20 protein-coding genes are annotated in these 21,338 nt (G+C 66.1%); 16 read left to right on the top strand and 4 right to left on the bottom strand.

All coding sequences use genetic code 11. The annotated features are described in order from the left end of the window. The 3 genes from BTH42_RS15385 to BTH42_RS15375 all read left to right on the top strand — a co-directional run. Window positions 1–405, top strand: a 405-nt coding sequence (locus BTH42_RS15385; RefSeq protein WP_256702047.1) for a substrate-binding domain-containing protein, incomplete at its 5' end; no start/stop codon positions are given. An 84-nt stretch (window positions 406–489) separates the two neighbouring features. Beyond that, window positions 490–1,512, top strand: a complete 1,023-nt coding sequence (locus tag BTH42_RS15380) for a YhfC family intramembrane metalloprotease (protein ID WP_075300830.1) — start codon at window positions 490–492, stop codon at window positions 1,510–1,512. Between the two features lie 250 nt (window positions 1,513–1,762). After that, window positions 1,763–2,128, top strand: a complete 366-nt coding sequence (locus tag BTH42_RS15375) for a DUF3022 domain-containing protein (RefSeq protein ID WP_075300829.1) — start codon at window positions 1,763–1,765, stop codon at window positions 2,126–2,128. Between the two features lie 140 nt (window positions 2,129–2,268). Here the strand turns inward: BTH42_RS15375 and BTH42_RS15370 are convergent, their stop codons facing one another. Continuing rightward, a complete protein-coding gene (locus BTH42_RS15370) occupies window positions 2,269–2,706 on the bottom strand; it encodes a PGDYG domain-containing protein (protein ID WP_075300827.1) in 438 nt (145 codons plus the stop codon). Window positions 2,707–2,929: 223 nt separating this feature from the next. Further along, on the bottom strand, window positions 2,930–3,448 hold the full coding sequence (locus BTH42_RS15365; protein ID WP_075300825.1) for a Spy/CpxP family protein refolding chaperone: 519 nt from the start codon (window positions 3,446–3,448) through the stop codon (window positions 2,930–2,932). A 360-nt stretch (window positions 3,449–3,808) separates the two neighbouring features. Here BTH42_RS15365 and BTH42_RS15360 point away from each other — a divergent pair, with 360 nt between their 5' ends. Together BTH42_RS15360 and BTH42_RS15355 are read left to right on the top strand one after the other, a co-directional pair. Next, complete coding sequence (locus BTH42_RS15360) at window positions 3,809–4,267, top strand: Lrp/AsnC family transcriptional regulator (RefSeq protein WP_008922942.1); 459 nt, start codon at window positions 3,809–3,811, stop codon at window positions 4,265–4,267. 237 nt (window positions 4,268–4,504) lie between these two features. After that, window positions 4,505–5,602, top strand: a complete 1,098-nt coding sequence (locus BTH42_RS15355) for a saccharopine dehydrogenase family protein (RefSeq protein WP_075300823.1) — start codon at window positions 4,505–4,507, stop codon at window positions 5,600–5,602. Between the two features lie 94 nt (window positions 5,603–5,696). Here the strand turns inward: BTH42_RS15355 and BTH42_RS15350 are convergent, their stop codons facing one another. Together BTH42_RS15350 and cydX are read right to left on the bottom strand one after the other, a co-directional pair. Next, window positions 5,697–6,275 (bottom strand): ATP-binding protein, encoded by a 579-nt coding sequence (locus tag BTH42_RS15350; protein WP_075300817.1) that lies wholly within the window; start codon window positions 6,273–6,275, stop codon window positions 5,697–5,699. Continuing rightward, window positions 6,272–6,421 (bottom strand): cytochrome bd-I oxidase subunit CydX, encoded by a 150-nt coding sequence (gene cydX / locus BTH42_RS15345; protein ID WP_075300815.1) that lies wholly within the window; start codon window positions 6,419–6,421, stop codon window positions 6,272–6,274. The genes BTH42_RS15350 and cydX overlap by 4 nt, the downstream gene beginning before the upstream one ends. 388 nt (window positions 6,422–6,809) lie before the next feature. On the opposite strand from cydX, the gene BTH42_RS15340 reads away from it, so the two are divergent. The 11 genes from BTH42_RS15340 to BTH42_RS15285 form a co-directional block, all read left to right on the top strand. Then, window positions 6,810–7,250: a hypothetical protein gene (locus tag BTH42_RS15340; RefSeq protein WP_256702046.1), complete on the top strand. Its 441-nt coding sequence runs from the start codon at window positions 6,810–6,812 to the stop codon at window positions 7,248–7,250. 180 nt (window positions 7,251–7,430) lie between these two features. Beyond that, complete coding sequence (gene corA / locus BTH42_RS15335; RefSeq protein ID WP_075300831.1) at window positions 7,431–8,408, top strand: magnesium/cobalt transporter CorA; 978 nt, start codon at window positions 7,431–7,433, stop codon at window positions 8,406–8,408. 134 nt (window positions 8,409–8,542) lie between these two features. Next, window positions 8,543–9,517, top strand: coding sequence for a sugar ABC transporter substrate-binding protein (locus BTH42_RS15330; protein ID WP_075300813.1), 975 nt, complete (start codon window positions 8,543–8,545; stop codon window positions 9,515–9,517). 255 nt (window positions 9,518–9,772) lie between these two features. Beyond that, window positions 9,773–11,368 carry a sugar ABC transporter ATP-binding protein gene (locus BTH42_RS15325; RefSeq protein ID WP_075300811.1) on the top strand — a complete coding sequence of 532 codons (1,596 nt, stop codon included), beginning with the start codon at window positions 9,773–9,775 and terminating at the stop codon, window positions 11,366–11,368. Next, the gene (locus tag BTH42_RS15320) at window positions 11,365–12,417 is read left to right on the top strand and encodes an ABC transporter permease (protein WP_075300809.1); all 1,053 of its coding nucleotides are present in this window, start codon (window positions 11,365–11,367) and stop codon (window positions 12,415–12,417) included. The genes BTH42_RS15325 and BTH42_RS15320 overlap by 4 nt, the downstream gene beginning before the upstream one ends. 123 nt (window positions 12,418–12,540) lie before the next feature. Then, entirely contained in the window at window positions 12,541–13,587 is a 1,047-nt protein-coding gene (locus tag BTH42_RS15315; protein ID WP_075300807.1) for a LacI family DNA-binding transcriptional regulator, read from the top strand. Window positions 13,588–13,717: 130 nt separating this feature from the next. Next, window positions 13,718–14,647, top strand: a complete 930-nt coding sequence (gene rbsK, locus BTH42_RS15310; protein ID WP_075300805.1) for a ribokinase — start codon at window positions 13,718–13,720, stop codon at window positions 14,645–14,647. A 508-nt stretch (window positions 14,648–15,155) separates the two neighbouring features. Beyond that, window positions 15,156–16,964, top strand: coding sequence for a methyl-accepting chemotaxis protein (locus BTH42_RS15305; protein WP_075300797.1), 1,809 nt, complete (start codon window positions 15,156–15,158; stop codon window positions 16,962–16,964). Window positions 16,965–17,269: 305 nt separating this feature from the next. Further along, window positions 17,270–18,031, top strand: coding sequence for a 2-keto-4-pentenoate hydratase (locus tag BTH42_RS15300; protein WP_075300795.1), 762 nt, complete (start codon window positions 17,270–17,272; stop codon window positions 18,029–18,031). An 896-nt stretch (window positions 18,032–18,927) separates the two neighbouring features. Further along, window positions 18,928–20,850 carry a PrkA family serine protein kinase gene (locus tag BTH42_RS15290; RefSeq protein ID WP_075300791.1) on the top strand — a complete coding sequence of 641 codons (1,923 nt, stop codon included), beginning with the start codon at window positions 18,928–18,930 and terminating at the stop codon, window positions 20,848–20,850. A gap of 188 nt (window positions 20,851–21,038) precedes the next feature. Beyond that, on the top strand, window positions 21,039–21,338 hold a 300-nt coding region (locus tag BTH42_RS15285; RefSeq protein WP_143752075.1), incomplete at its 3' end, for a DUF444 family protein.

Here is a 21,338-nt window from a genome sequence, read left to right as displayed (position 1 = left end):
GGCGGTGGCGGTGGCGGTGGCGTCGGCGTCGACGTTGATGATGGCGTTGACGTTGGCGGTAACGGCGAGAGTGCCCTTGGCGGCGGCAGCGGCGGTGACGGTAGCCGTGGCGGCCGCTCTCCGCGTGTCGCGCTGTTCGCGGCCAACGCGCCGGTCGCGCTGCGTGTCGCGCTGCATCTGAAAGCGCGCTACGGCGCGCGCTGGCAGGAGCGCGCCGCGCTGCTGTCGATCGACGACCCCGACTGGGCCGAACTCGCCGGCATCACCACGATCCGCCAGCCGACCTATGAGATTGGCTATCGCGCGGTCGAATTTCTGCACGAGCGCATCGAAGGCGCGCAGACCAGCGCGCGCGACTGCCTGCTGGCGGGCGAACTGATCGTGCGTGCGTCGACCGCGCGCTGATTCGCGAGCAATCTGCGATCATGCGGGGCTGCGGCGCGCAGCGGTTGCGCGCCGGTCATCGCTAGCAATCCCGCAAGGACATTCATGGTCGTCGCACCGCTTACCCTCGCGAGCCTCGCGCTCGCTACGCTCGTCATCGCCGCGTTACCGTTCCTGCTTTACCGGCAGTTGCGCCTGCCGCTCGCGCTCAGGCCGCGCGACGCGATCGCCGGCGTCGCGGTGTTCGCGTTGTTCGCGATGGTGATCGAGCGCGCGTTGAACGACTATCTGTTGCGCGGCAACCCGACGACGGCGGCGCTGCTGTCGCAGCCGGTCGCGTTCGTCGTGTATGGCGCGCTGATCGCGGGCGTGTGTGAGGAAGTGGGGCGGTTCATCGGGATGCGCTGGCTGATCAAGCGGGCCGCGCGGACTGGGACGAGTGCGGGGGCTCGGGCGGACGCCGCGACGACTGCTGGTGGGAATGCGAGCTCGAGTGCCGGTGCGAATACCGGTGCGAATACCGGTGCGAATACCGGGGCGAATACCGGGGCGAACACCAGCGCGGCCGGGCGCGGCACCGCAAATGCTGCTTCCCGCACCAGCTCGCGCGCCCGTGCGCGCACCACCGCGAATCGCGCGGAGCGCAGCGCCGCCGCGCGAGCCGACGACGGCGCCGCGCTCAGCTACGGCCTCGGCCACGGCGGCGCGGAAGCGTGGATGGTCGGCGTGGTCGTGCAGATTCAGTGGCTCGTGTTCGCGGTGCTGGAAAATCGCGGCCGGCTCGACAGCTTTCTCGGCAATCTGCCGGCCGAATCGGTGATGCGGGTCCATCTGATCCTCGCGAGCCTGAGCCCGCAACTGGCCGGCATTTTCGTGCTCGAACGCGTGGCGGCGCTGGTGTTCCAGATCGGCTTGTCGGTGCTGATGTGGCGCGGCGTGCGGGCCGGCCGGAACGCGATTTTGCCGCTCGCGATCGTGCTGCATGCGCTGATCGACGTGCCCGCCGCGCTGTCGCAGGCGCGCCTGCTGCCGCTCGCCGCGGTCGATACGATCTATGCGGTCGCGGCGGTGTTCGTTGCGGGCTGGGTGATCCGGGTGTATCGGCGGCCGGTCGCGGCTGTGGCGTGAGGGGCGGCCGAAGGGGTGACCTAAGGAGCCGGTAGCGGCGAGCGAGGTTGCAGAGTGAGGACCGGGCGAGAGCGGTAGCCGTCGCGGTTGTCGGAGGAGGACACGCTGACCGCGGCACCGGACCCTCCCGCCGCGCCTCGCTATCGCGCGCACGTTTCTCTAAAATGCGCGTACCGTTCAGGAGCACTCACGGAACCACCCGCGAGACGCATCGCAGAACCACTCCGCACCATCTTTCCCGGCAGCCTTCATGGAAGCTTACCAATACGACTGCGCGCATCCCGAGTTCGAGGAACTCGCGCGCGTCATCAGCGATCTGTTTCCCGAGCAGACGCAATTCATCGAACGCGCGGCCGACGACGGCACGCCCACGCTGACGATCCACTGGGTCGCGATGCGCTTCGGTTCGACCGCGCGGCGCATCGAGATGACGGTTGCGATCGCGCCAGCGGCGCTTGCGCGTTATCGCGCGATGCCGGCGCGTTTGCGCGGCCGCAGCTTCGCGGTGCTGCGCGCGTATGTCGAAGCGAGTCTCGGCTCGCTCGAAGAGATGTACGCGAACGGCGAGGTGGTGCCTCGCGAAGTCACCGTCGATCTCGGCGACGAGTTCGCCTGAGGCGAGTGGCGGATGAGCTTAAGCGGCCCGGAACGGCCGCGGCGACTGAGACGGCTCAATCATTGAACAACCGGCAACCGGCAACCGGCAACCGGCAACCGGCAACCGGCAACCGGCAACGCGACGCGACGCGAACCGCGTCAATCCGCCAGCCGATACACCTTCGCAAAGCGCGCGGCCTGCACGACACCGTAATCACCCGGCGCGTACTGCATGACCCAGTCGCCGGCCGCGCCGTGCAGCACGTCGCCGCCGCTCGCCGAGCGCGCGAGCGAGAAGCTTTCGTCCATCCGCCGCGCGAGCACGACCGCCGGGCGATTCCGATAAGCACCGGCCTCGCCATGCGCGAGCGCCGCATCGGCGGGCAGGTATTTGGCATCGAAGCGTTCGCGCGACACGACCCAGCGGTCGCCGGTCGAGCCGGTGATCAGCGCGTCGCCGCGCAGGTAGCGGTTCGGGCCTTCGAGGCTCATCAATTGACCTTCGGCGGCGGCGAATTCGACGCTCACCGTTTCGTCCTTGACGACGCGTTGCGCGTGCGGATCGTCACGCAGATCGAGATTCCTGAGTTCGGTCATGAAGCGGTGTGGGGAGTTCGGGTGGAGTGCGCGCGGCCGCGATGCGGCTGCGAATGGGTGTACGACTGCGTCGAGCGCCGGGTCACATAGGCCTGGCGCCGCGATCCCGAATCATGCCAGATGGCTGAAGCAGCCGGGCTGTTTCCAGAGACCGGACGAAAAAACGCCCGCCGCGCGGCAGGCTTTGCCGGGCGGCGGGCGTTCATGGCGTTCAGCGTCGAAATTACTTCGCGGCTGCGTCGCTGGCGGCTTCGGCCGCCGGCTTGCCGGCCTTGCCCTTGCCGTGATGCTGGCGATGACGGCCGCCGTCCGGGCCGCCGTGGTGGAAGGTCGCGTCGGCGAGCTTCTTCTGTTCCGGCGACAGGCTGCTGTACAGCGGGTCGAATGCATCGACCAGCTTCTTCATGCCGTCGGCATGCGCTTGCGCGATCGTTGCGTACTGTTTCATGTCGTCGAGCGCGCTGACGTTGGTCTCGGCCTTGCGCTGCTGGAACAGCTGGCCCATCGTCTCGCCGTTGCCGCGCATCACGTCGGCGAACGCCTTCCATTGCGTTTCCTGCGCGGGGGTGATCTTCAGCTGCGAATGCAGATAGGCGATGCGGTCTTCGACGTTGCGCTCATGGCCGGCCTTGGCCGCGGGGGCCGACGCAGTGTTCTCCGGGGCCGAAGCCGGCGCGGCGGTTTGGGCGAATGCGCCGCCCATCGAAACGGCCGTAGCCAGCATAACCAGTGCTTTTTTCATCGAAACTCCTGATGTCTGTTCGTATTGAGACACGGCGCGCGGTGACAAGTGATTTGCGCGCCGGCGGCAAATAGCGGCGCACGGCAATCGTCCGCCGCCTTCGCCCGTCGCCGCTATTAGTAACACGATATCCCTTCAATCCGGTTTCCGTGCGACAAACGCTTACAACCGAAACGAAAGGGAAACGGCTCGCGGACTTTTTAACGAGGCGCACCGCGGCCGCCGACAGTGTGCCGTGTGCTTGTGACAGCTCGCCGCGACATCGCGTCGCCGGTCGAGTCCCACTAGGGTCACGCTAGGGTTGTGGCACGGGACGCGCGATAATCCGCGACATCCTCGGCCAACTCCATACCTCCTTCGATGAGACCTCCGCGCCTCGACCAGCTCGACGACCTCGACCGCAACCTCGTTGCGCTGCTGCAAGCCAATGCGCGCGAAAGCGTCGCGAATCTCGCGCGCCAGCTCGGGGTTGCGCGCACCACCGTGATCGCGCGGATCGCGCGGCTCGAACGCAGCAACGTGATCGCCGGCTATAGCGTGCGGCTCGGCCAGGACGTGCTCGATTCGAGCATCGTCGCGTATGTCGGCATCATCATTGCGCCGAAACACGGACCGGCGGTGCAGAAGCGTCTCGGCAAAATGCCCGAGGTGCAACTGCTGTGCGCGGTGAGCGGCGAGTTCGACTACGTCGCGTGGCTGCGCGCCGATTCGCCGGAACGGCTGAACGATCTGCTCGATCAGATCGGCGGTCTCGAAGGCGTCGAGCGGACCACCACGTCGATCATTCTGGCGCGCAAGATCGATCGGGGCACCGTCTGACCGGCACCTTACCCGCAGCCCCGCGTTAACGGCTTTTTTACGCTTTTTCGACAAATCGACTGATCGGATCGTCATAACGTCGAACATGCTGGTCATAGCGCAGCATTTTGCGGGTATGAACTGTTTTTGCTTGTTTCTACACTGTCATTCATGGGTTCGGCCCGCAGGCATCGTGCGCGAGGCGCGGCGCGGCTTCCGGGGCCCGGAGACAGCACACGGATAACAAGGAGAAAGCAGATGAAAGTAGCTATCGTTGGCGCAGGTCTGATCGGTCACACCATCGCTCATATGCTGCGCGAAACCGGCGATTACGAAGTCGTCGCGTTCGACCGCGATCAGCACGCACTCGACAAGCTCGCCGCCCAGGGCATCCCGACGCGCCGTGTCGATTCCGCCGATGCCGCCGTGCTGCGCACCGCGCTCGAAGGCTTCGACGTACTGATCAACGCGCTGCCGTACTACCTCGCGGTGAACGTCGCGGCGGCGGCCAAGGGCGCGGGCGTGCATTACTTCGACCTGACCGAGGACGTGCGCGCAACCCACGCGATCCGCGCGATCGCGGAAGACGCCGAGCACGCGTTCATGCCGCAATGCGGTCTCGCACCGGGTTTCATCGGCATCGCCGCGCACGAACTGGCGAACCGCTTCAGCGAAATCCGCGACGTGAAGATGCGGGTCGGCGCGCTGCCCGAGTTTCCGACCAATGCGCTGAAGTACAACCTGACGTGGAGCGTCGACGGTCTGATCAACGAGTACTGCCAGCCGTGCGAGGCGATTCGCGACAGCCGCACGCAGTGGGTGCAGCCGCTCGAAGGGCTCGAGCATTTCTCGCTCGACGGCACGGAGTACGAAGCATTCAATACCTCCGGCGGTCTGGGCACGCTGTGCGAAACGCTGGCCGGACGGGTCGAATCGCTCGACTACAAGTCGGTGCGCTATCCGGGCCATCGCAACCTGATGCAGTTCCTGCTCGAAGACCTGCGGCTCGCGAGCGACCGCGACACGCTGAAGACGATCATGCGCCGCTCGGTGCCGTCGACCGCGCAGGACGTCGTGCTGGTGTTCATCACCGTGAGCGGGATGCGCGACGGTCAGCTGGTGCAGGAAGTGTTCACCCGCAAGATCTTCGCGAAGACCGTCTGCGGCGTGCCGATGAGCGCGATCCAGATCACCACGGCCGGCGCGATGTGCGCGGTGCTCGATCTGTTCCGTGAAGGCAAGCTGCCGCAACGGGGTTTCGTGCGGCAGGAGCAGGTGTCGCTGGCGGACTTTCTTGCAAACCGTTTCGGCAAGCTGTACGAAGGACAGTCGCTGGAGGCGATGGCGACGGTTTGAACTACGTGATGTCGTAGGCCGCAGGAAAAGAAAAGCCCCGCTTTCGCGGGGCTTTTTGCATGACGCTTGCGCAGTGGAGCGGTCACCATCCGCGCTACGCGACGATCCGCGCGAGCAGCGCATCGTAATCGGCCGCTTCGGGCGCGGTGTTGTCGAACATCAGCAGATCGTCGCGGGCCGCGCCGCTCGGCACGAAGCGGCGCTGCCGGTACTCGTCCCAATGCGCGAGCTTGTACGCATCGGCCGGATTCGCACGCGCGACGATCCGTTGCCGCGCGGTCTCGTCCGACGTATGAACCCACACGACGCGCAGCTTCACGTCGGCGCCGACGCCGAGCCACGCGCGGTCGAACAGCCGCCGCTCGCGCACCTCGCGCGACAGTGGCCCGACGACGAGCGCGCCGATACCGAGTTCGAGGTTGTCGCGCGCGGTATCGATCAGCCCACGATACTCGGGGTCGCGCAGATGCTGGAGAAAGAGCGGGCTGTCGCGGTCCTTGGGATCGCCGCTGAGCATTGCAATCGCGGCGGCGCTATAGCCGCCGTACAGCGTGTCCTTGTCGAGCAGGCACAGCGGGGTGCCGCTGGCCCGCATCAACGGGCCGATCAGCCGTTTCGCGAGGGTGGTCTTGCCGGTGCCCGCATGGCCGCAAAAGAACGCCAGCAGGGTCACGAAGGGCGGTCCTCGGGCGGGGCCGCGGCGGTGTCGGGCGGCACCGGATCGCGTGCGAACTTACCGTTGGTCTCGAGCCACATCACGTTGATGATGCCGAAGCCGAGCGCCACGCCGACGCCGAGAATCCAGGTGAAATACCACATCGCAGTCTCCTTGAGCGTGCGCCCGCTGTCGGCGGGCAGAGGTCAGGGGTCCGGTTACGCGGATCGGCGGACATGCCGACGGATTACGGCGGCCACCGCCGCAACGCCCGGCGCGGCCACCTGTGCAGCGATCATGAACAAGAACCCGGTGACGCGCAAGAGGGCCGCGGCGCGGCTGCTGCGGCTGGCTGGCCCGGGCTGGCGCAACGCGTGCGCGTTGCTATCATGCATAACAACGCACAACAGTCATGCGAGCCAGCGTGCGGCCGTCGCCGCGTCGAACGCGTCACGCCACCATCGCGCGGGCCACGCCACAATCAATAACAAGGGGGAGAACAGCATGCCGATGCGCCTGTCTTGCCGCGGCCGCGCCGCACCGGAAGCCGGCGTGACACGCGCTGCCGGCGCGCCCGCCCGCGGCGCCCTTGCAATCTGCATCGCGCTCGCGCTGGCCGGCTGCGCATCCGAACCGGCCGAGCCGGTCGCGTTCAAACCGGTGCCGGTCGAGCGCATCATCAAACAGGGTTACACGCAGCCGGGTCCCGGCCTCGTCGCGGTCGATCTGCGCCGTGAGCGTTCGCGCGACGTGGTCGTGCGCTTTCGCGATGCACTGGTTTATATCGACGGCGAGCGCGTGACCGATCTGATGAATGGCGAGCACGTGACGTTCTATCTGCCGCCCGGCACGCACCGGCTCGGCGTGTCGACGCAGTTCGATCCGGTCGTCGAGCTGAACTTCATCGTGACCGCCGATCCGCGTTACACGAACCGCGCGTCGGTCACCTTCAACGACGATCACCGTATCGGCCTGCGCCGGGTCGCCCAGTAGCGTGCCGCCACTCCTTAACAATTGGATACGCGCGATCGCCGCGCCGCGCCGTAACATGGCGGCAGCCGCGCCGCGTCCCGACGCGCGCCTGTCCGTTTTCAGGCAGACCCGCCGCCCGCCTTACACGATGCTTGCGCATTGGCGCGCGCCGGTCTGTTCAGTTTGCAAGGTACTTCGAACATGCTGATCAATTGCGCCGCCTACCAGGACGGCCGGAAACTCGCCGACATCACGATCGAAAACATCAGCGACTATGTTTCGCGCCCCGAATGTTTCGTCTGGGTCGCGCTGAAGGACCCGACTCCCGACGAACTGGCGATCATGAAGGAGGAGTTCGGCCTGCACGAACTCGCGATCGAGGATGCGCAGCACGGCCACCAGCGCCCGAAGATCGAGGAATACGGCGATTCGCTGTTCACCGTGATGCACACGGTCGAAATGGACGAGAACGGCGATTTCGTGATCGGCGAGGTCGACGTGTTCGTCGGCAGCAACTACGTGCTGTCGGTGCGGCGCGGCACCCGCACCGGGTTCCAGGCCGTGCGCACGCGCTGCGAGCGCGAGCCGCATCTGCTGAAGGAAGGGTCGGCGTTCGTGCTGTATGCGCTGATCGACGACGTGGTCGACCGTTACTTTCCGATCGTCGAGGCGATGAGCACCGAGCTCGAAACGCTCGAAGACCGCATCTTCGAGAAGAACGATTCGGCCGCCTCGCGCGCGATCGTCGAGGATCTGTACACGATGAAGCGCCGCCTCGTGATCCTGCAGCACCATATCGTGCCGCTGCAGGAGGCGGTCAGCAAGCTGACCGGCGGGCGCATTCCGAGCATCTGCGCGGGCATGCAGGCGTATTTCCGCGACGTCTACGACCATCTCGACCGGATCGTGCGGACCATCGAGGGACGCCGCGAAATCGTCGTCACCGCGGTGCAGGTGAATCTCGGGATGATCTCGCTCGCGGAAAGCGAAATCACCAAGCGGCTCGGTTCGTTCGCCGCGTTGTTCGCGGTCCCGACGATGATCGCCGGCATCTACGGGATGAACTTCGAGCGGATTCCGGAGCTGCATTTCAGGTTCGGCTACCCGGCCTGTATCGCGGTGATGGTGCTGATCGACGTGATGCTGTTCCGGCGCTTTCGCAAGGCCGGCTGGCTGTAGCCGGCGCAACACCGCATCGCAGCAGAGCCGGTCGTTGACATTGCGAAAGCCTTGCGCCGAGAATAGCCGTCGCAAACGTTTGGGCGTAAGAACAATCCGGCTCGCCCGCGAGCCCGACCACCGAGGAGATACGCATGAGCCTTTGGACCCGCCGTCGCCTGCTTGCCGCCGCCGTTCTCGCCACCGCCTCCGCCGCATTGCCGCTGTCCGCCGCTTACGCGCAAACCGCGCCCGCCCACAAGCCGAAGGTCGCGCTGGTGATGAAGTCGCTCGCCAACGAGTTCTTCCTGACCATGGAGACCGGCGCGAAGGACTACCAGAAACACAACCCCGGTCTGTTCGACCTGGTCACCAACGGCATCAAGGACGAAACCGACACCGCCAACCAGATCCGCATCGTCGAGCAGATGATCGTCTCGAAGGTCGACGCGATCGTGATCGCGCCGGCCGACTCGAAAGCGCTGGTGCCGGTCGTGAAGAAAGCGGTCGACGCCGGCATCATCGTCGTCAATATCGACAACCGCCTCGATCAGGACGTGCTGAAGTCGAAAGACCTGAACGTGCCGTTTGTCGGCCCGGATAACGCGAAGGGCGCGCAGAAGGTCGGCGACTATCTCGCCAAACGGCTGAAGTCGGGCGACCAGGTCGGCATCATCGAAGGCGTGTCGACCACCACCAACGCGCAGCAGCGTACGGCGGGCTTCAAGGCCGCGATGCAGACGGTCGGCGCGAAGGTCGTGTCGGTGCAGTCGGGCGAATGGGAAATCGACAAGGGCAACGCGGTCGCGTCGGCGATGCTCAACGAGTACCCGAACCTGAAGGCGCTGCTCGCCGGCAACGACAACATGGCGATCGGCGCGGTGTCGGCGGTGCGCGCGGCCGGCAAGCAGGGCAAGGTGCTGGTGGTCGGCTACGACAACATCAACGCGATTCACCCGATGCTCAAGGACGGCCGCGTGCTCGCCACCGCCGATCAATACGCGGCCAAGCAGGCGGTGTTCGGCATCGACACCGCGTTGAAGGCGCTCAGCGAAAACAAGAAACAGTCGCAGTTGTCGGGCGTGGTCGAAACGCCGGTCGATCTGGTGACCAAAGAGACGCTGAAGTAACGCCGGCAACCCGCGAGCCCGGTGCGGAACATGCATCGGGCATCAAAGCTGCCCGCCGTTTGCATCTATTCCGCATTTATTCAATAAACGCTCAAGAATGCCGTCGCGGCGCCGTTAATTTAAGAGTTAAGCGTCATGACGGCGGTCGCGCGATCGGAGCCGCGCGCGGCGGCGAGCCCGCGCATTTCGCGCCAGCGCCGGCATGACTCGTGACGGCCGCCAGCGCAACGAAGCCGTCACGGAACCAGGAGCGCAATGGATTCCACCGACCAATCCGCCTTGCCTGTCGTACTGAGCGTCAGCGGTCTCGGCAAGACCTACGCCGAACCGGTGCTCGCCGACGTGTCGCTGTCGCTGCGCGCGGGCGAGGTATTGGCGCTGACCGGTGAGAACGGCGCGGGCAAGAGCACGCTGTCGAAGATCGTCGGCGGACTGGTCGAGCCGACCACCGGCACGATGCGCCTCGCCGACGCGCCGTATGCGCCGGCCAGCCGCACCGAGGCCGAGGCGCTCGGCGTGCGGATGGTGATGCAGGAGCTCAATCTGCTGCCGACGCTGTCGGTCGCCGAGAACCTGTTCCTGAACCGGCTGCCGCGCGCGGGCGCGTTCAGCTTCGGCTGGATCGACCGGCGCCGGCTGCGCGAGAACGCGCGCGAAGCGATGGCGCAGGTCGGGCTCGACGCGATCGATCCGGACACGCTGGTCGGCGAACTGGGGATCGGTCATCAGCAGATGGTCGAGATTGCCCGCAATCTGATCGACGACTGCCGGGTGCTGATCCTCGACGAGCCGACCGCGATGCTGACCGCGCGCGAAGTCGACCTGCTGTTCGAGCAGATCGACCGGCTCAAGGCGCGCGGCGTCGCGCTGGTCTACATCTCGCACCGGCTCGAGGAACTCGCGCGGGTGGCCGAGCGGGTCGCGGTGCTGCGCGACGGCCGCCTCGTGCACGTCGACGCGATCGCGAATCTGACCAGCGACGAGATCGTCACGTGGATGGTCGGCCGCGAACTCGGCGAGCACATCGATCTCGGCGCGCGCAACATCGGCGCGCCGCTCCTGAAGGTCGAGCGGCTCGCGCGCGGCAGCGCGGTGCGCGACGTGTCGTTCGAGGTGCGCGCGGGCGAGATTTTCGGCATCAGCGGGCTGATCGGCGCGGGCCGCACCGAGCTGATGCGGCTGATCTACGGCGCCGACCGCAAGGACGGCGGCAGCGTGTCGCTCGCGGCGACGCCCGGTGCGCCGCCCACGCCGGTCGCGATCGACTCGCCGGCCGACGCGGTGCGCGCCGGCATCGCGCTGATCACCGAGGATCGCAAGGGCGAAGGCCTGTTGCTGCCGCAGCCGATCGCCGCGAACGTGTCGCTCGGCAATCTGCGCAGCGTCGCGCGCCACGGTCTGGTCGACGCGCGGCGCGAAAACGCGCTCGCGCAGAAGCAGATCGACGCGATGCGGATTCGCAGCTCGGGGCCGGCGCAGATCGTCGGCGAACTGTCGGGCGGCAACCAGCAGAAGGTCGTGATCGGCCGCTGGCTCGCGCGCGAATGCCGGGTGCTGCTGTTCGACGAGCCGACGCGCGGGATCGACGTCGGCGCGAAGTTCGATATTTACGGGCTGATGGGCGCGCTCGCGCGCGACGGCCGGGCGCTGGTGGTGGTGTCGAGCGATCTGCGCGAGCTGATGCTGATCTGCGACCGGATCGGCGTGATGTCGGCGGGCAGTCTGACCGGCGTGTTCGAGCGCGGCGGCTGGACTCAGGACGCGCTGCTGGCGGCCGCGTTCGCCGGCTATCGCGGCCGCGACGCGCTGCTGCACAGCCCCGTGACCAACGAAGCAGGGAGTCTGGGATGACCGATCGATCGTGGCGCGACGCGGCGGCAACCGGTAAGGACGGCAAAGGCGGCAAGGACGGCGCGCTGCCCGCCGATCCGTCGGCGCCGCTCGCGAGCGGCAAGCCGGCCGGCACGCGGCTCGGGTTTTCGAACTATCTGGGGCTGGCCGGCGCGCTGCTCGCGATGATCGTGCTGTTCTCGCTGCTCAGTTCGCACTTTCTGACCTACGACACGTTCAGCACGATCGCGAACCAGATTCCGGATCTCGTCGTGATGTCGGTCGGGATGACTTTCGTGCTGATCATCGCCGGGATCGATCTGTCGGTTGGCTCGGTGCTCGCGCTGGGGGCGTCGGTCGTGAGCGTGGCCGCGCTGAAGTGGGGCTGGCCGCCGTTGCCGTCCGCGTTGCTCGGCGTCGCGGTCGCCGCGCTGACCGGCACCGTGACCGGCGCGGTGACGGTGGGCTGGCGGATTCCGTCGTTCATCGTGTCGCTCGGCGTGCTGGAAGCGGCGCGCGGGCTCGCGTACCAGATGACCAGTTCGCGCACCGCGTATATCGGCGACGCGTTCGATTTTCTGTCGAACCCGATCGCGCTCGGCATCTCGCCGGCGTTCCTGATCGCGGTCGCGGTGATGGTGATCGCGCAGCTGGTGCTCACGCGCACGGTGTTCGGCCGCTACCTGGTCGGGATCGGCACCAACGAGGAAGCGGTGCGGCTCGCGGGCGTCAATCCGCGCCCGTACAAGGTGATCGTGTTCGCGCTGATGGGCGCGCTGGCGGGACTGGCGGCGCTGTTCCAGATCTCGCGGCTCGAAGCGGCCGATCCGAACGCGGGCGTCGGCGTGGAGCTGCAGGTGATCGCGGCGGTGGTGATCGGCGGCACCAGTCTGATGGGCGGGCGCGGCTCGGTGATCAGCACGTTTTTCGGGGTGCTGATCATTTCGGTGCTGGCGGCCGGGCTCGCGCAGATCGGCGCGAACGAGCCGACCAAACGGATGATCACCGGCGCGGTGATCGTGGTCGCGGTGGTGCTGGATACCTATCGCAGCCGCCGCAAGCGCGGGTGATGTTGCACGGCGGGATGTAATGCGGGACGCGCAAAGCGGGGTGCGAAGCGCGCAACGATGGATGAAACGAATCGGTCCGTTCCGTCTTCTTTGAGGACGTGATCGACAGGAGAGCAACAGGTTATGGCGACGATCAAGGATGTAGCGGCCGTGGCGGGGGTGTCGTTCACGACGGTATCGCACGTGGTGAACAACTCGCGGCCGGTGTCGGCCGATGTGCGCGCGAAAGTCGAACTCGCGATCCGTCAACTGCACTATGTGCCGTCGGCGGTCGCGCGTTCGCTGAAGGCGCGCGCGACCGCGACGATCGGACTGGTGGTGCCGAACGCCACGAATCCGTATTTCGCGGAACTCGCGCGCGGCATCGAGGACGGCTGCGCGCGCAACGGCTACTGCGTGTTCTTCTGCAACTCCGACGACGATCCCGCGAAGCAGCGCAACTATCTGCGCGTGCTGCAGGAAAAGCGCATCGACGGGCTGATCGTCGCGTCGGCCGGCGACGACGCGGTGCTCGCGCAGACGCTGGCCGACTCGCGCGAGCCGCTGGTCGTGGTGGACCGCAATATCGAGGGGATCAGTGCGGACCTCGTGCAGATCGATCACGAGAAGGGCGCGTATCTGGCGACCCGTCATCTGCTCGAACTGGGCCACGTGCGGATCGGCTGCATCACCGGGCCGGTGCAGATGGCGGTCAGCGCGATGCGGGTCCACGGCTTCATTCGCGCGATGGCCGAGCGCGGGATCGAGATTGCGGGCGACGCGATCGTCGAGAGCGATTTTTCCGGCAGCGGCGGCCATCGCGCGGCCGCGCAGCTGTTCGACACGGTGCGGCCGACCGCGATTTTCGCGGTCAACGACATGATGGGGATCGGCGCGCTGCGTGCGGCCGCGGAGCGCAACATCAGCGTGCCGCGCGAGTGCTCGATCATCGGCTTCGACGATATCGAGTTGGGGCGCTTCACGTTTCCGTCGCTGTCGACGGTCGGGCAGTCGGTGCGCGAGCTTGGCGATATCGCCGCGCAGACGCTGATCGAGCGGATCGGCGAGGCGGGCGCGGCGAACCCGGTGCCGCGCGCGCCGGCGCGCCGGCGGGTGGTGTCGCCGCGGCTGATCGTGCGCGAGTCGACCGCTGCGTGGGCGGGTGAAATGCGGCGGGAACTGGCGGCGTAACGGTATTTGCGAGGCGCGGTTAGTTAAGGCGAACCCCGGCGAACCCCGGCGAAACCCTGACCAAGACGCGCGGCAGCTCGCGAAACCCCGCGCGGCGCGCAGCCGGCGCCGCGTCACGGAGGACAGGCAAGTGGCAAGCAATTCAACCGATGCACGCGTGACAGTGGTCGGCAGTCTGAATATGGACCTCGTGGTGCGCGCGCCGCGTCTGCCGCAGCCCGGCGAGACGCTGGCCGGGCGCACGTTCGCGCAGGTCGCGGGCGGCAAGGGCGGCAACCAGGCGGTCGCGGCCGCGCGGCTCGGCGCGCGGGTCGCGATGCTCGGCTGTGTCGGCGCCGATCCGAACGGCGCGCAGTTGCGCGCGGGCCTCGAAGCGGAGGGGATCGACTGCGCGGCGCTCGATACCGGCCGCGAGCCGAGCGGCGTCGCGCTGATCGTCGTCGACGATGCGAGCCAGAACACGATCGTGATCGTCGCCGGCAGTAACGGCGAGGTGACGCCCGATACGATCGCCCGTCACGAAGCGGCGCTGGCCGGCGCGCAGGTGGTGATCTGCCAGCTCGAAACGCCGCCGGCGGCGGTGCGCGCGGCGCTCGCCGCGGCGCGCCGGCTCGGCAAGCTCGTGATCCTCAATCCGGCCCCGGCCACCGGTCCGCTGCCGGCCGACTGGCTGCCGCTGATCGACTATCTGATTCCGAACGAAACCGAAGCCGCCGCGTTGACCGGCCTGAAGGTCGAGTCGCCCGACGACGCCGCGCAAGCGGCCGCCGCGCTGCGCGCGGCCGGTGCGCGCAATGTGCTGGTCACGCTCGGCGCGCGCGGTGTGTATGCGGCCGTCGACGGCGCGGCGCCGGCGTTGTACGACGCGCCGCGCGTCGCCGCGGTCGATACCACCGCGGCCGGCGATACCTTTATTGGCGGCTTCGCCGCGCAACTTGCGCAAGGCGCCGGGGTGGACACGGCGATCCGCTTCGCGCAGCGGGCCGCCGCGTTGTCGGTGACGCGCGCGGGCGCGCAGCCTTCGATTCCGCGCCGCGCGGAAGTCGACGCGCTGGATTGAGCCGCGCGCCGGTTGCCGGGCGCGTACGGGTGGCCGAGCGCTGATTGCCGCCGCCGCGGGTCGGGTACCGCGCGCGGGCCGGGAGTCGGCGCTGCCCGTTGCCCGCCGCTCGAACTGGGTTGACCAGCACCGGCCCGCATAGACCCGCACCGGCCAGCACCGGCCCGCACCGGCCCGCACCGACCAGCACCGACCAGCACCGACCAGCACCGACCAGCACCGACGCGAACCGACCTCCCGATCCCGCCGCAGCTCCCCACCTCAAAACCCGCGCTTTAACAAGCCCCGCTCGCACGCCCTCGCGTCCGCCTGCGCGAATGCATTTCCTCGGTAATGCATTCCAACTGCTTACAACGTCTTTCTTCATACCTTTTAAATGCTTCAAGGATATGGCGGCGATGCCGTAAACAAAAGTTAGAGCGCGCACTCCAAAAGCGCCGGACTCGAAGTACGCGGCCGCCCGCCGCGTTCCCAGCCTCTCATTTTTGCAAAGCACACAGGATCAAGCATGAACAAGGGCATTACGATCAAGGCGCGAATCGGTCTGACCATGGCCTTCCTCGCGGCGCTGCTGGTGGCGACCGGCGTGTTCGGTCTGTTCGGTATGAGCCGTTCCAACGCCGCGTATCAGGACACCTTCACCAACGCGATGCCGAGCGCGGTCAACGTCGGCAATGCCGAGATGTACGCGGCACGCGAGCGTCTCGCACTCGATCGCGCCGCGTTCATGGCCGGCACGCCGGAAGCGGCGCCGACCGTCGAACGCGCGCGGATGCTGCGCGGCGTGTCCGACACGTGGTGGAAGAAATATCAGGATCTGCCGCGCAACCCGGACGAAGACCGGCTTGCGCAGGAGGTGAGCGCGAAGCGCAACACGCTGCACCAGCAGCTCGACGCGTTCGCGGCATCGATTACCGCGAACGATCAGAGCAAGCTGATCGAGAACGCGAAAAACCTGCAGGTGACCTTCAACGATCTCGTCGCCGCCGACGACACGCTGCGCAAGTTCCAGTTCGAGTCGGCCAAACAGGGCTTCGACGAGGCGCAGAGCAGCTTCGCGACGTTCCGGATGGTCAGCATCGGCGCGCTGGTGGCCGGCGTGGTCGCGGCGGCGCTGTCGTACCTGGCGCTGAGCCGCGCGATCGCGCGCCCGCTCGACGAAGCGCTCGGCCATTTCGACGCGATCGCGGCCGGCGATCTGCGCCGTCCGGTGGTCATCGGTTCGCGCGACGAAATGGGGCAACTGCTCGAAGGAATCGCCAGAATGCAGCGCAGCCTCACCGAAACGGTGCGCAGCGTGCGCGGCGGCAGCGAGTCGATCGCGACCGCGACGCGCCAGATCGCGGCGGGCAACATCGACCTGTCGTCGCGGACCGAAGAGCAGGCGTCGGCGTTGCAGGAAACCGCGTCGAGCATGGAGCAGCTGACCGGCACGGTGCGCCAGAACGCCGACAACGCGCGTCAGGCGAGCGCGCTCGCGGCCAACGCGTCGGAGATCGCCAACAAGGGCAGCGCGGTGGTCGGCCAGGTGGTCGGCACGATGGGCGACATCAACCAGAGCTCGGCGAAGATCGCCGACATCATTTCGATCATCGAAGGCATTGCGTTCCAGACCAACATCCTCGCGCTGAACGCGGCGGTCGAGGCGGCCCGCGCCGGAGAGGAAGGGCGCGGTTTCGCGGTGGTCGCGGGCGAGGTGCGCAGCCTCGCGCAGCGCTCGTCGGCGGCGGCCAAGGAAATCAAGGAGCTGATCGATACGTCGGTCGAGCGCGTGCAGTCGGGCTCGGCGCTGGTCGACGAAGCGGGCCGCACGATGACCGAGATCATCGGCGCGGTGCAACGCGTGACCGACATCATGGGCGAGATCGCGGCGGCCTCCGAGGAACAGAGCGGCGGGATCGACCAGGTCGCGCGCGCGGTCACGCAGATGGACGAGGTCACCCAGCAGAACGCGGCGCTGGTCGAGGAAGCGGCCGCGGCGGCGTCGTCGCTGGAAGAGCAGGCCGGTCGCCTGCGCAGCGCGGTCGCGGTGTTCCAGGTCGATGAAGGCGGACGCGGCGATGCGCTCGCGACGCAGTTGGCCACGCCGAAGCGGGTTGCGTCGACGGGTTCGCTCGCGACCCGCGTGCGTAAGGTTGCGCCGGCCGGCACGTCGGCGCGAGCCACGGCGCCGGCCTCGGCCCCGGCCGCCGCTGCCGTGAAGGCGAGCGCGGTGCCCGCCACCGCCTCGGCGCCGCAGCCGTCCGCCGCGCCCGCGCGTGCGCCCGCCAAAGCGGCGGTTGCCGCCGGCGGCGATCAGGATTGGGAGACCTTCTAAGTCTGAAGCCGTGGGTTCGTCATAGCGTCGATGCGCTCCGCCGAAAAAGTGATTGGACCTGGCGAGCCGATGCAACATTCGTTCCCATTTGTGCGCGGTTTTCCCAGATAGAAGGACGGCCGCCGCGATCACGGCGATCGGGCTGCAAAGACCGCGCAGGCGTTTGCCTTCGCGGTCTTTTTTTATCGCGCGCGCTGCAATTGAACGTTTGCGCGCCGCGCCCGCTCCCCGGCGCGGGTCGCGATCCGGTACATTGACGGCACAACTTCACTCACCATCCCATGCGCCAGCCAGGAACCACCGACATGACGCGATACGATCTTGCACAACACCTCGTCGACGCCCGCCGGCAGCATCGTCCGATCGATGCGCCCGCGCCCGACAGCCTGCCGCCCGATGCGGCGACCGCCTATGCGATCCAGCAGGCGGTGATCGCGGGCCTCGGAGAGTCGACCGGCGCATGGAAGATCGGCGCGAAGAGTCCCGGCGGCGCCGCGTCCGGCGCGCCGATTCCGGCCTCGCTGGTGCTGCCGTCGCCGGCGCGGCTCGCGCATGACGGTTTTTTCAGGGTGCTGGTCGAACTCGAGATCGCGTTCCGTTTCGATCAGACGATCGAGCCGCGCGGCCAGGCGTATGCGCGCGACGAGGTGTTGTCGAAAGTCGGCGCGGTGCTGCCGGCGCTCGAGATCGTCGACAGCCGCTTCAGCGAATGGCCGAACGTCGCGCCGCTCGCGCAACTGGCCGACGCGCAGAACAACGGCGCGCTGATCACCGGTCATCCGGCGCCGTATGCAAGCCTCGCGCGCGGCTTCGATTTCGTCTCGCCGGAACTGGAGCTGAGCTTTAACGGCCAGTCGCTGCTGCCCGAAGCGACCGGCAATCCGGCCGGCGATCCGCGCGAGCTGCTGGTGTGGTTCGTCAACCATTGCGCGGCCATGGGTATCACGATCGAACGCGACTGGACCATCACCACCGGTTCGTACGTCGGCGCGCACAAGCTCGCCGAAGCGGGGATCGTGCGCGGTCATATCGACGGTCTCGGCGAGGTGGAAGTCGAACTGAACTGAGTGGCGCCGCGCCGCTTGTAACCGAAGATTACGATGCATCGTTCAAACGGCTGCCAATCTGGCAGCCGTTTTTATTTGGGTCGCGACAAGTGGGTTGCGAGTCGAACCGGCATTCGCGGCCTTTGGGATTCCTTTGCAATCATTAACCTCGCCTTATGACTTTATTGCAATCTCGGCGAGCATTTCCGTATACACCTATGAAAGGGCCTCGCGCGAATGCCGTGATTCAGTCATCGGCGGCGCGGCAGTGAGATCGGACGGGTCGCCGGGCAAACGAACGGAGGAATCAGACTGCGCCGCGCGCGGACGAATTGCCCGATGCGCTTGCAACACAGTGTGCAGTTCGACGTGTGCCGGCGCGGCTCGAACATGTAACAACGTCGTACGCGCGTAGACCGGAACGACGTGTCGCGCGTTGTGGAAGAAATGCGGCGGCTCGCGAAAACGTCATGACCTGTGGGCTTTTCGTGACGAAGTGTGGGTGCGCACACAGCCGCTGTTTTATGTCGCTGCGACGGTGCGGGTACGGCACGTGCAATAGCAACACGATGCGCAACGCAAGCAGCGACACAAACGGCGACGCGGCGGCAGCGACACAACGTGCGGGAACACTGATTAGCGATGCGGTGCTGAACAAAGGCGGCAGCAAAGCGGACGGGCGGGACAGCGTAGTTGCCGTGATGAGTGCGGCGCGGTTTGTGCAACGTGAGTGAAAAAGTGTAGGTGGTCGAAACTTCGTTTACAAGTGAGGAGTGTCGCAATGCGGTTACGGTACGATTTTTCTCTACGTAGCCCGTGAAAAAAAATTTAAAAGGGTTTAGGATGAAATTGAGCGATGTCGTTTCCGAATAGCGCGCCGCGCACGACATCGATTCAGACTTCGGCGAGGAGGTAGCATGGATATCTACAGCAGTTTCGCGACCCGCTTCGAGAAAACGCGAGAAGATGAACTCTCGCTCGAGGAGTATCTCGCGCTCTGCAAAGAAAATCCCGCCGCGTACGCCACTGCTGGCGAACGCATGTTGACGGCAATCGGAGAACCTGAACAGATCGACACTCGTAACGATCCGCGCCTGTCGCGAATCTTTGCGAACAAGGTCATCAAGGTATACCCCGCATTCCGTGAGTTCTACGGAATGGAAGAGGTGATCGAGCAGGTGGTCGCCTACTTCCGGCACTCGGCCCAGGGGCTCGAAGAAAAGAAGCAGATTCTGTATCTGTTAGGCCCGGTCGGCGGCGGCAAGTCGTCGATCGCGGAACGTCTGAAGCAACTGATGGAACGCGTGCCGTTCTATGCGATCAAGGGCTCGCCCGTCAACGAATCGCCGCTCGGGCTGTTCGATTACGAGGAAGACGGCCCGATTCTCGAAGAACAATACGGGATTCCGCGCCGCTACCTGAAAAGTATCCTGAGTCCGTGGGCGGTCAAACGCCTGCATGAATACAACGGCGACATCCGCAAATTCAAGGTGGTGCGCCGCTATCCGTCCATTCTCCGGCAGATCGGCATCGCCAAGACCGAGCCGGGCGACGAGAACAATCAGGACATCTCGTCACTCGTCGGCAAGGTCGACATCCGCAAGCTCGAACAGTACGCGCAGGACGACGCCGATGCGTACAGCTACTCGGGCGGCCTGTGTCTTGCCAATCAGGGCCTGCTCGAATTCGTCGAAATGTTCAAGGCGCCGATCAAGGTGTTGCACCCGCTGCTCACCGCGACCCAGGAAGGCAACTTCAAGGGCACGGAAGGTTTCGGCGCGATTCCGTTCGACGGCGTGATCCTCGCGCACTCGAACGAGTCGGAATGGAAGGCGTTCCGCAACAACCGCAACAACGAAGCGCTGCTCGACCGGATCTTCGTCGTGAAGGTGCCGTACTGCCTGCGCTACGGCGAAGAGATCAAGATCTACGAGAAACTGTTGCGCAACTCGTCGCTCGCCAATGCGGTGTGCGCGCCGGGCACGCTGAAGATGATGGCGCAGATGTCGGTGCTCACGCGCCTGCAGGAGCCGGAGAATTCGAGCCTGTTCTCGAAGATGCAGGTGTACGACGGCGAAAATCTGAAGGACACCGATCCAAAGGCGAAGTCGTATCAGGAATACCGCGATTTCGCGGGCGTCGACGAAGGGATGACCGGCGTGTCGACCCGCTTCGCGTTCAAGATCCTGTCGCGCGTATTCAACTTCGACTCGACCGAGGTCGCGGCCAATCCGGTGCATCTGATGTACGTGCTCGAACAGCAGATCGAGCGCGAGCAGTTCCCGCCGGAAACCGAGCAGAAGTATCTGTCCTTTATCAAGGACGTGCTGGCCTCGCGCTATGCGGAGTTCATCGGCAAGGAGATCCAGACCGCGTATCTGGAGTCGTACTCCGAGTACGGTCAGAACATCTTCGACCGCTACGTCACGTATGCGGACTTCTGGATTCAGGATCAGGAGTTCCGCGACCACGACACCGGCGAGAGTTTCGATCGTGCGGCGTTGAACGCCGAGCTCGAGAAGATCGAGAAGCCCGCGGGCATCAGTAATCCGAAGGACTTCCGCAACGAGATCGTGAACTTCGTGCTGCGGGCGCGGGCTGCGAATGCGGGCAAGAACCCCGCGTGGATCAGCTACGAGAAGCTGCGCGTCGTGATCGAAAAGAAGATGTTCTCGAACACGGAAGAGTTGCTGCCGGTGATCTCGTTCAACGCGAAGGGCTCGGCCGAAGAGCAGCGCAAGCACGAAGACTTCGTCAACCGGATGGTGGCGAAGGGCTACACGCCGAAGCAGGTACGCTTGCTGTGCGACTGGTATCTGCGCGTGCGCAAGTCGTCATGACGCGCGCGTGATGTCTGTCGTGTGCTGCCCGTACGGTCTGACCGTATGGGCGGGCGCCGACGCGCAAGCCGCATGGACATAGCGTGGCTGCCCAGGCGGCGCGCGTCTCGCGTACCTGAAACGAGCGCAGCTAATGGGATCGCGGCCGGTGCCCACGCACCGGCTGCGACCGACACCGGAGACCGGGCGTGCTTCATCAAATCATCGACCGTCGGTTGGCGGGGAAGAACAAAAGCATTGCGAACCGCGAGCGCTTTTTGCGTCGCGTCAAAAACTATATTCGTCGCGCCGTCTCGGAAGCGGTGCGCGATCGCAGCATCAAAGACATTCAGAACACCCAGAGCATCACGATTCCGCGCAAGGACATCGCGGAGCCGTCGTTCCGTCATGGGCCGGGCGGCAAGCGCGAAATGGTGCATCCGGGCAATTCGGACTACATCCGCGGCGACAAGATCCAGCGTCCGCAAGGCGGCGGCGGTGGGGGCGGC

The sequence above is a fragment of the Burkholderia sp. SRS-W-2-2016 genome (assembly GCF_001931485.1).
GTDB lineage: Bacteria > Pseudomonadota > Gammaproteobacteria > Burkholderiales > Burkholderiaceae > Paraburkholderia.
Note: the sequence above shows the minus strand (reverse complement) of the source record. Positions and strands in the feature narration are given on the sequence as shown.

Excerpts from the sequence above, each read along its gene's own strand:
- corA (WP_075300831.1), top strand. The coding sequence starts at position 7,431 with ATGCTGATCAATTGCGCCGCCTACCAGGACGGCCGGAAACTCGCCGAC.
- BTH42_RS15380 (WP_075300830.1), top strand. The coding sequence starts at position 490 with ATGGTCGTCGCACCGCTTACCCTCGCGAGCCTCGCGCTCGCTACGCTC.
- cydX (WP_075300815.1), bottom strand. The coding sequence starts at position 6,421 with ATGTGGTATTTCACCTGGATTCTCGGCGTCGGCGTGGCGCTCGGCTTC.
- BTH42_RS15290 (WP_075300791.1), top strand. The coding sequence starts at position 18,928 with ATGGATATCTACAGCAGTTTCGCGACCCGCTTCGAGAAAACGCGAGAA.
- BTH42_RS15360 (WP_008922942.1), top strand. The coding sequence starts at position 3,809 with ATGAGACCTCCGCGCCTCGACCAGCTCGACGACCTCGACCGCAACCTC.
- BTH42_RS15355 (WP_075300823.1), top strand. The coding sequence starts at position 4,505 with ATGAAAGTAGCTATCGTTGGCGCAGGTCTGATCGGTCACACCATCGCT.
- BTH42_RS15320 (WP_075300809.1), top strand. The coding sequence starts at position 11,365 with ATGACCGATCGATCGTGGCGCGACGCGGCGGCAACCGGTAAGGACGGC.
- BTH42_RS15365 (WP_075300825.1), bottom strand. The coding sequence starts at position 3,448 with ATGAAAAAAGCACTGGTTATGCTGGCTACGGCCGTTTCGATGGGCGGC.
- BTH42_RS15300 (WP_075300795.1), top strand. The coding sequence starts at position 17,270 with ATGACGCGATACGATCTTGCACAACACCTCGTCGACGCCCGCCGGCAG.
- BTH42_RS15305 (WP_075300797.1), top strand. The coding sequence starts at position 15,156 with ATGAACAAGGGCATTACGATCAAGGCGCGAATCGGTCTGACCATGGCC.
- BTH42_RS15370 (WP_075300827.1), bottom strand. The coding sequence starts at position 2,706 with ATGACCGAACTCAGGAATCTCGATCTGCGTGACGATCCGCACGCGCAA.
- BTH42_RS15315 (WP_075300807.1), top strand. The coding sequence starts at position 12,541 with ATGGCGACGATCAAGGATGTAGCGGCCGTGGCGGGGGTGTCGTTCACG.
- BTH42_RS15325 (WP_075300811.1), top strand. The coding sequence starts at position 9,773 with ATGGATTCCACCGACCAATCCGCCTTGCCTGTCGTACTGAGCGTCAGC.
- BTH42_RS15375 (WP_075300829.1), top strand. The coding sequence starts at position 1,763 with ATGGAAGCTTACCAATACGACTGCGCGCATCCCGAGTTCGAGGAACTC.
- BTH42_RS15330 (WP_075300813.1), top strand. The coding sequence starts at position 8,543 with ATGAGCCTTTGGACCCGCCGTCGCCTGCTTGCCGCCGCCGTTCTCGCC.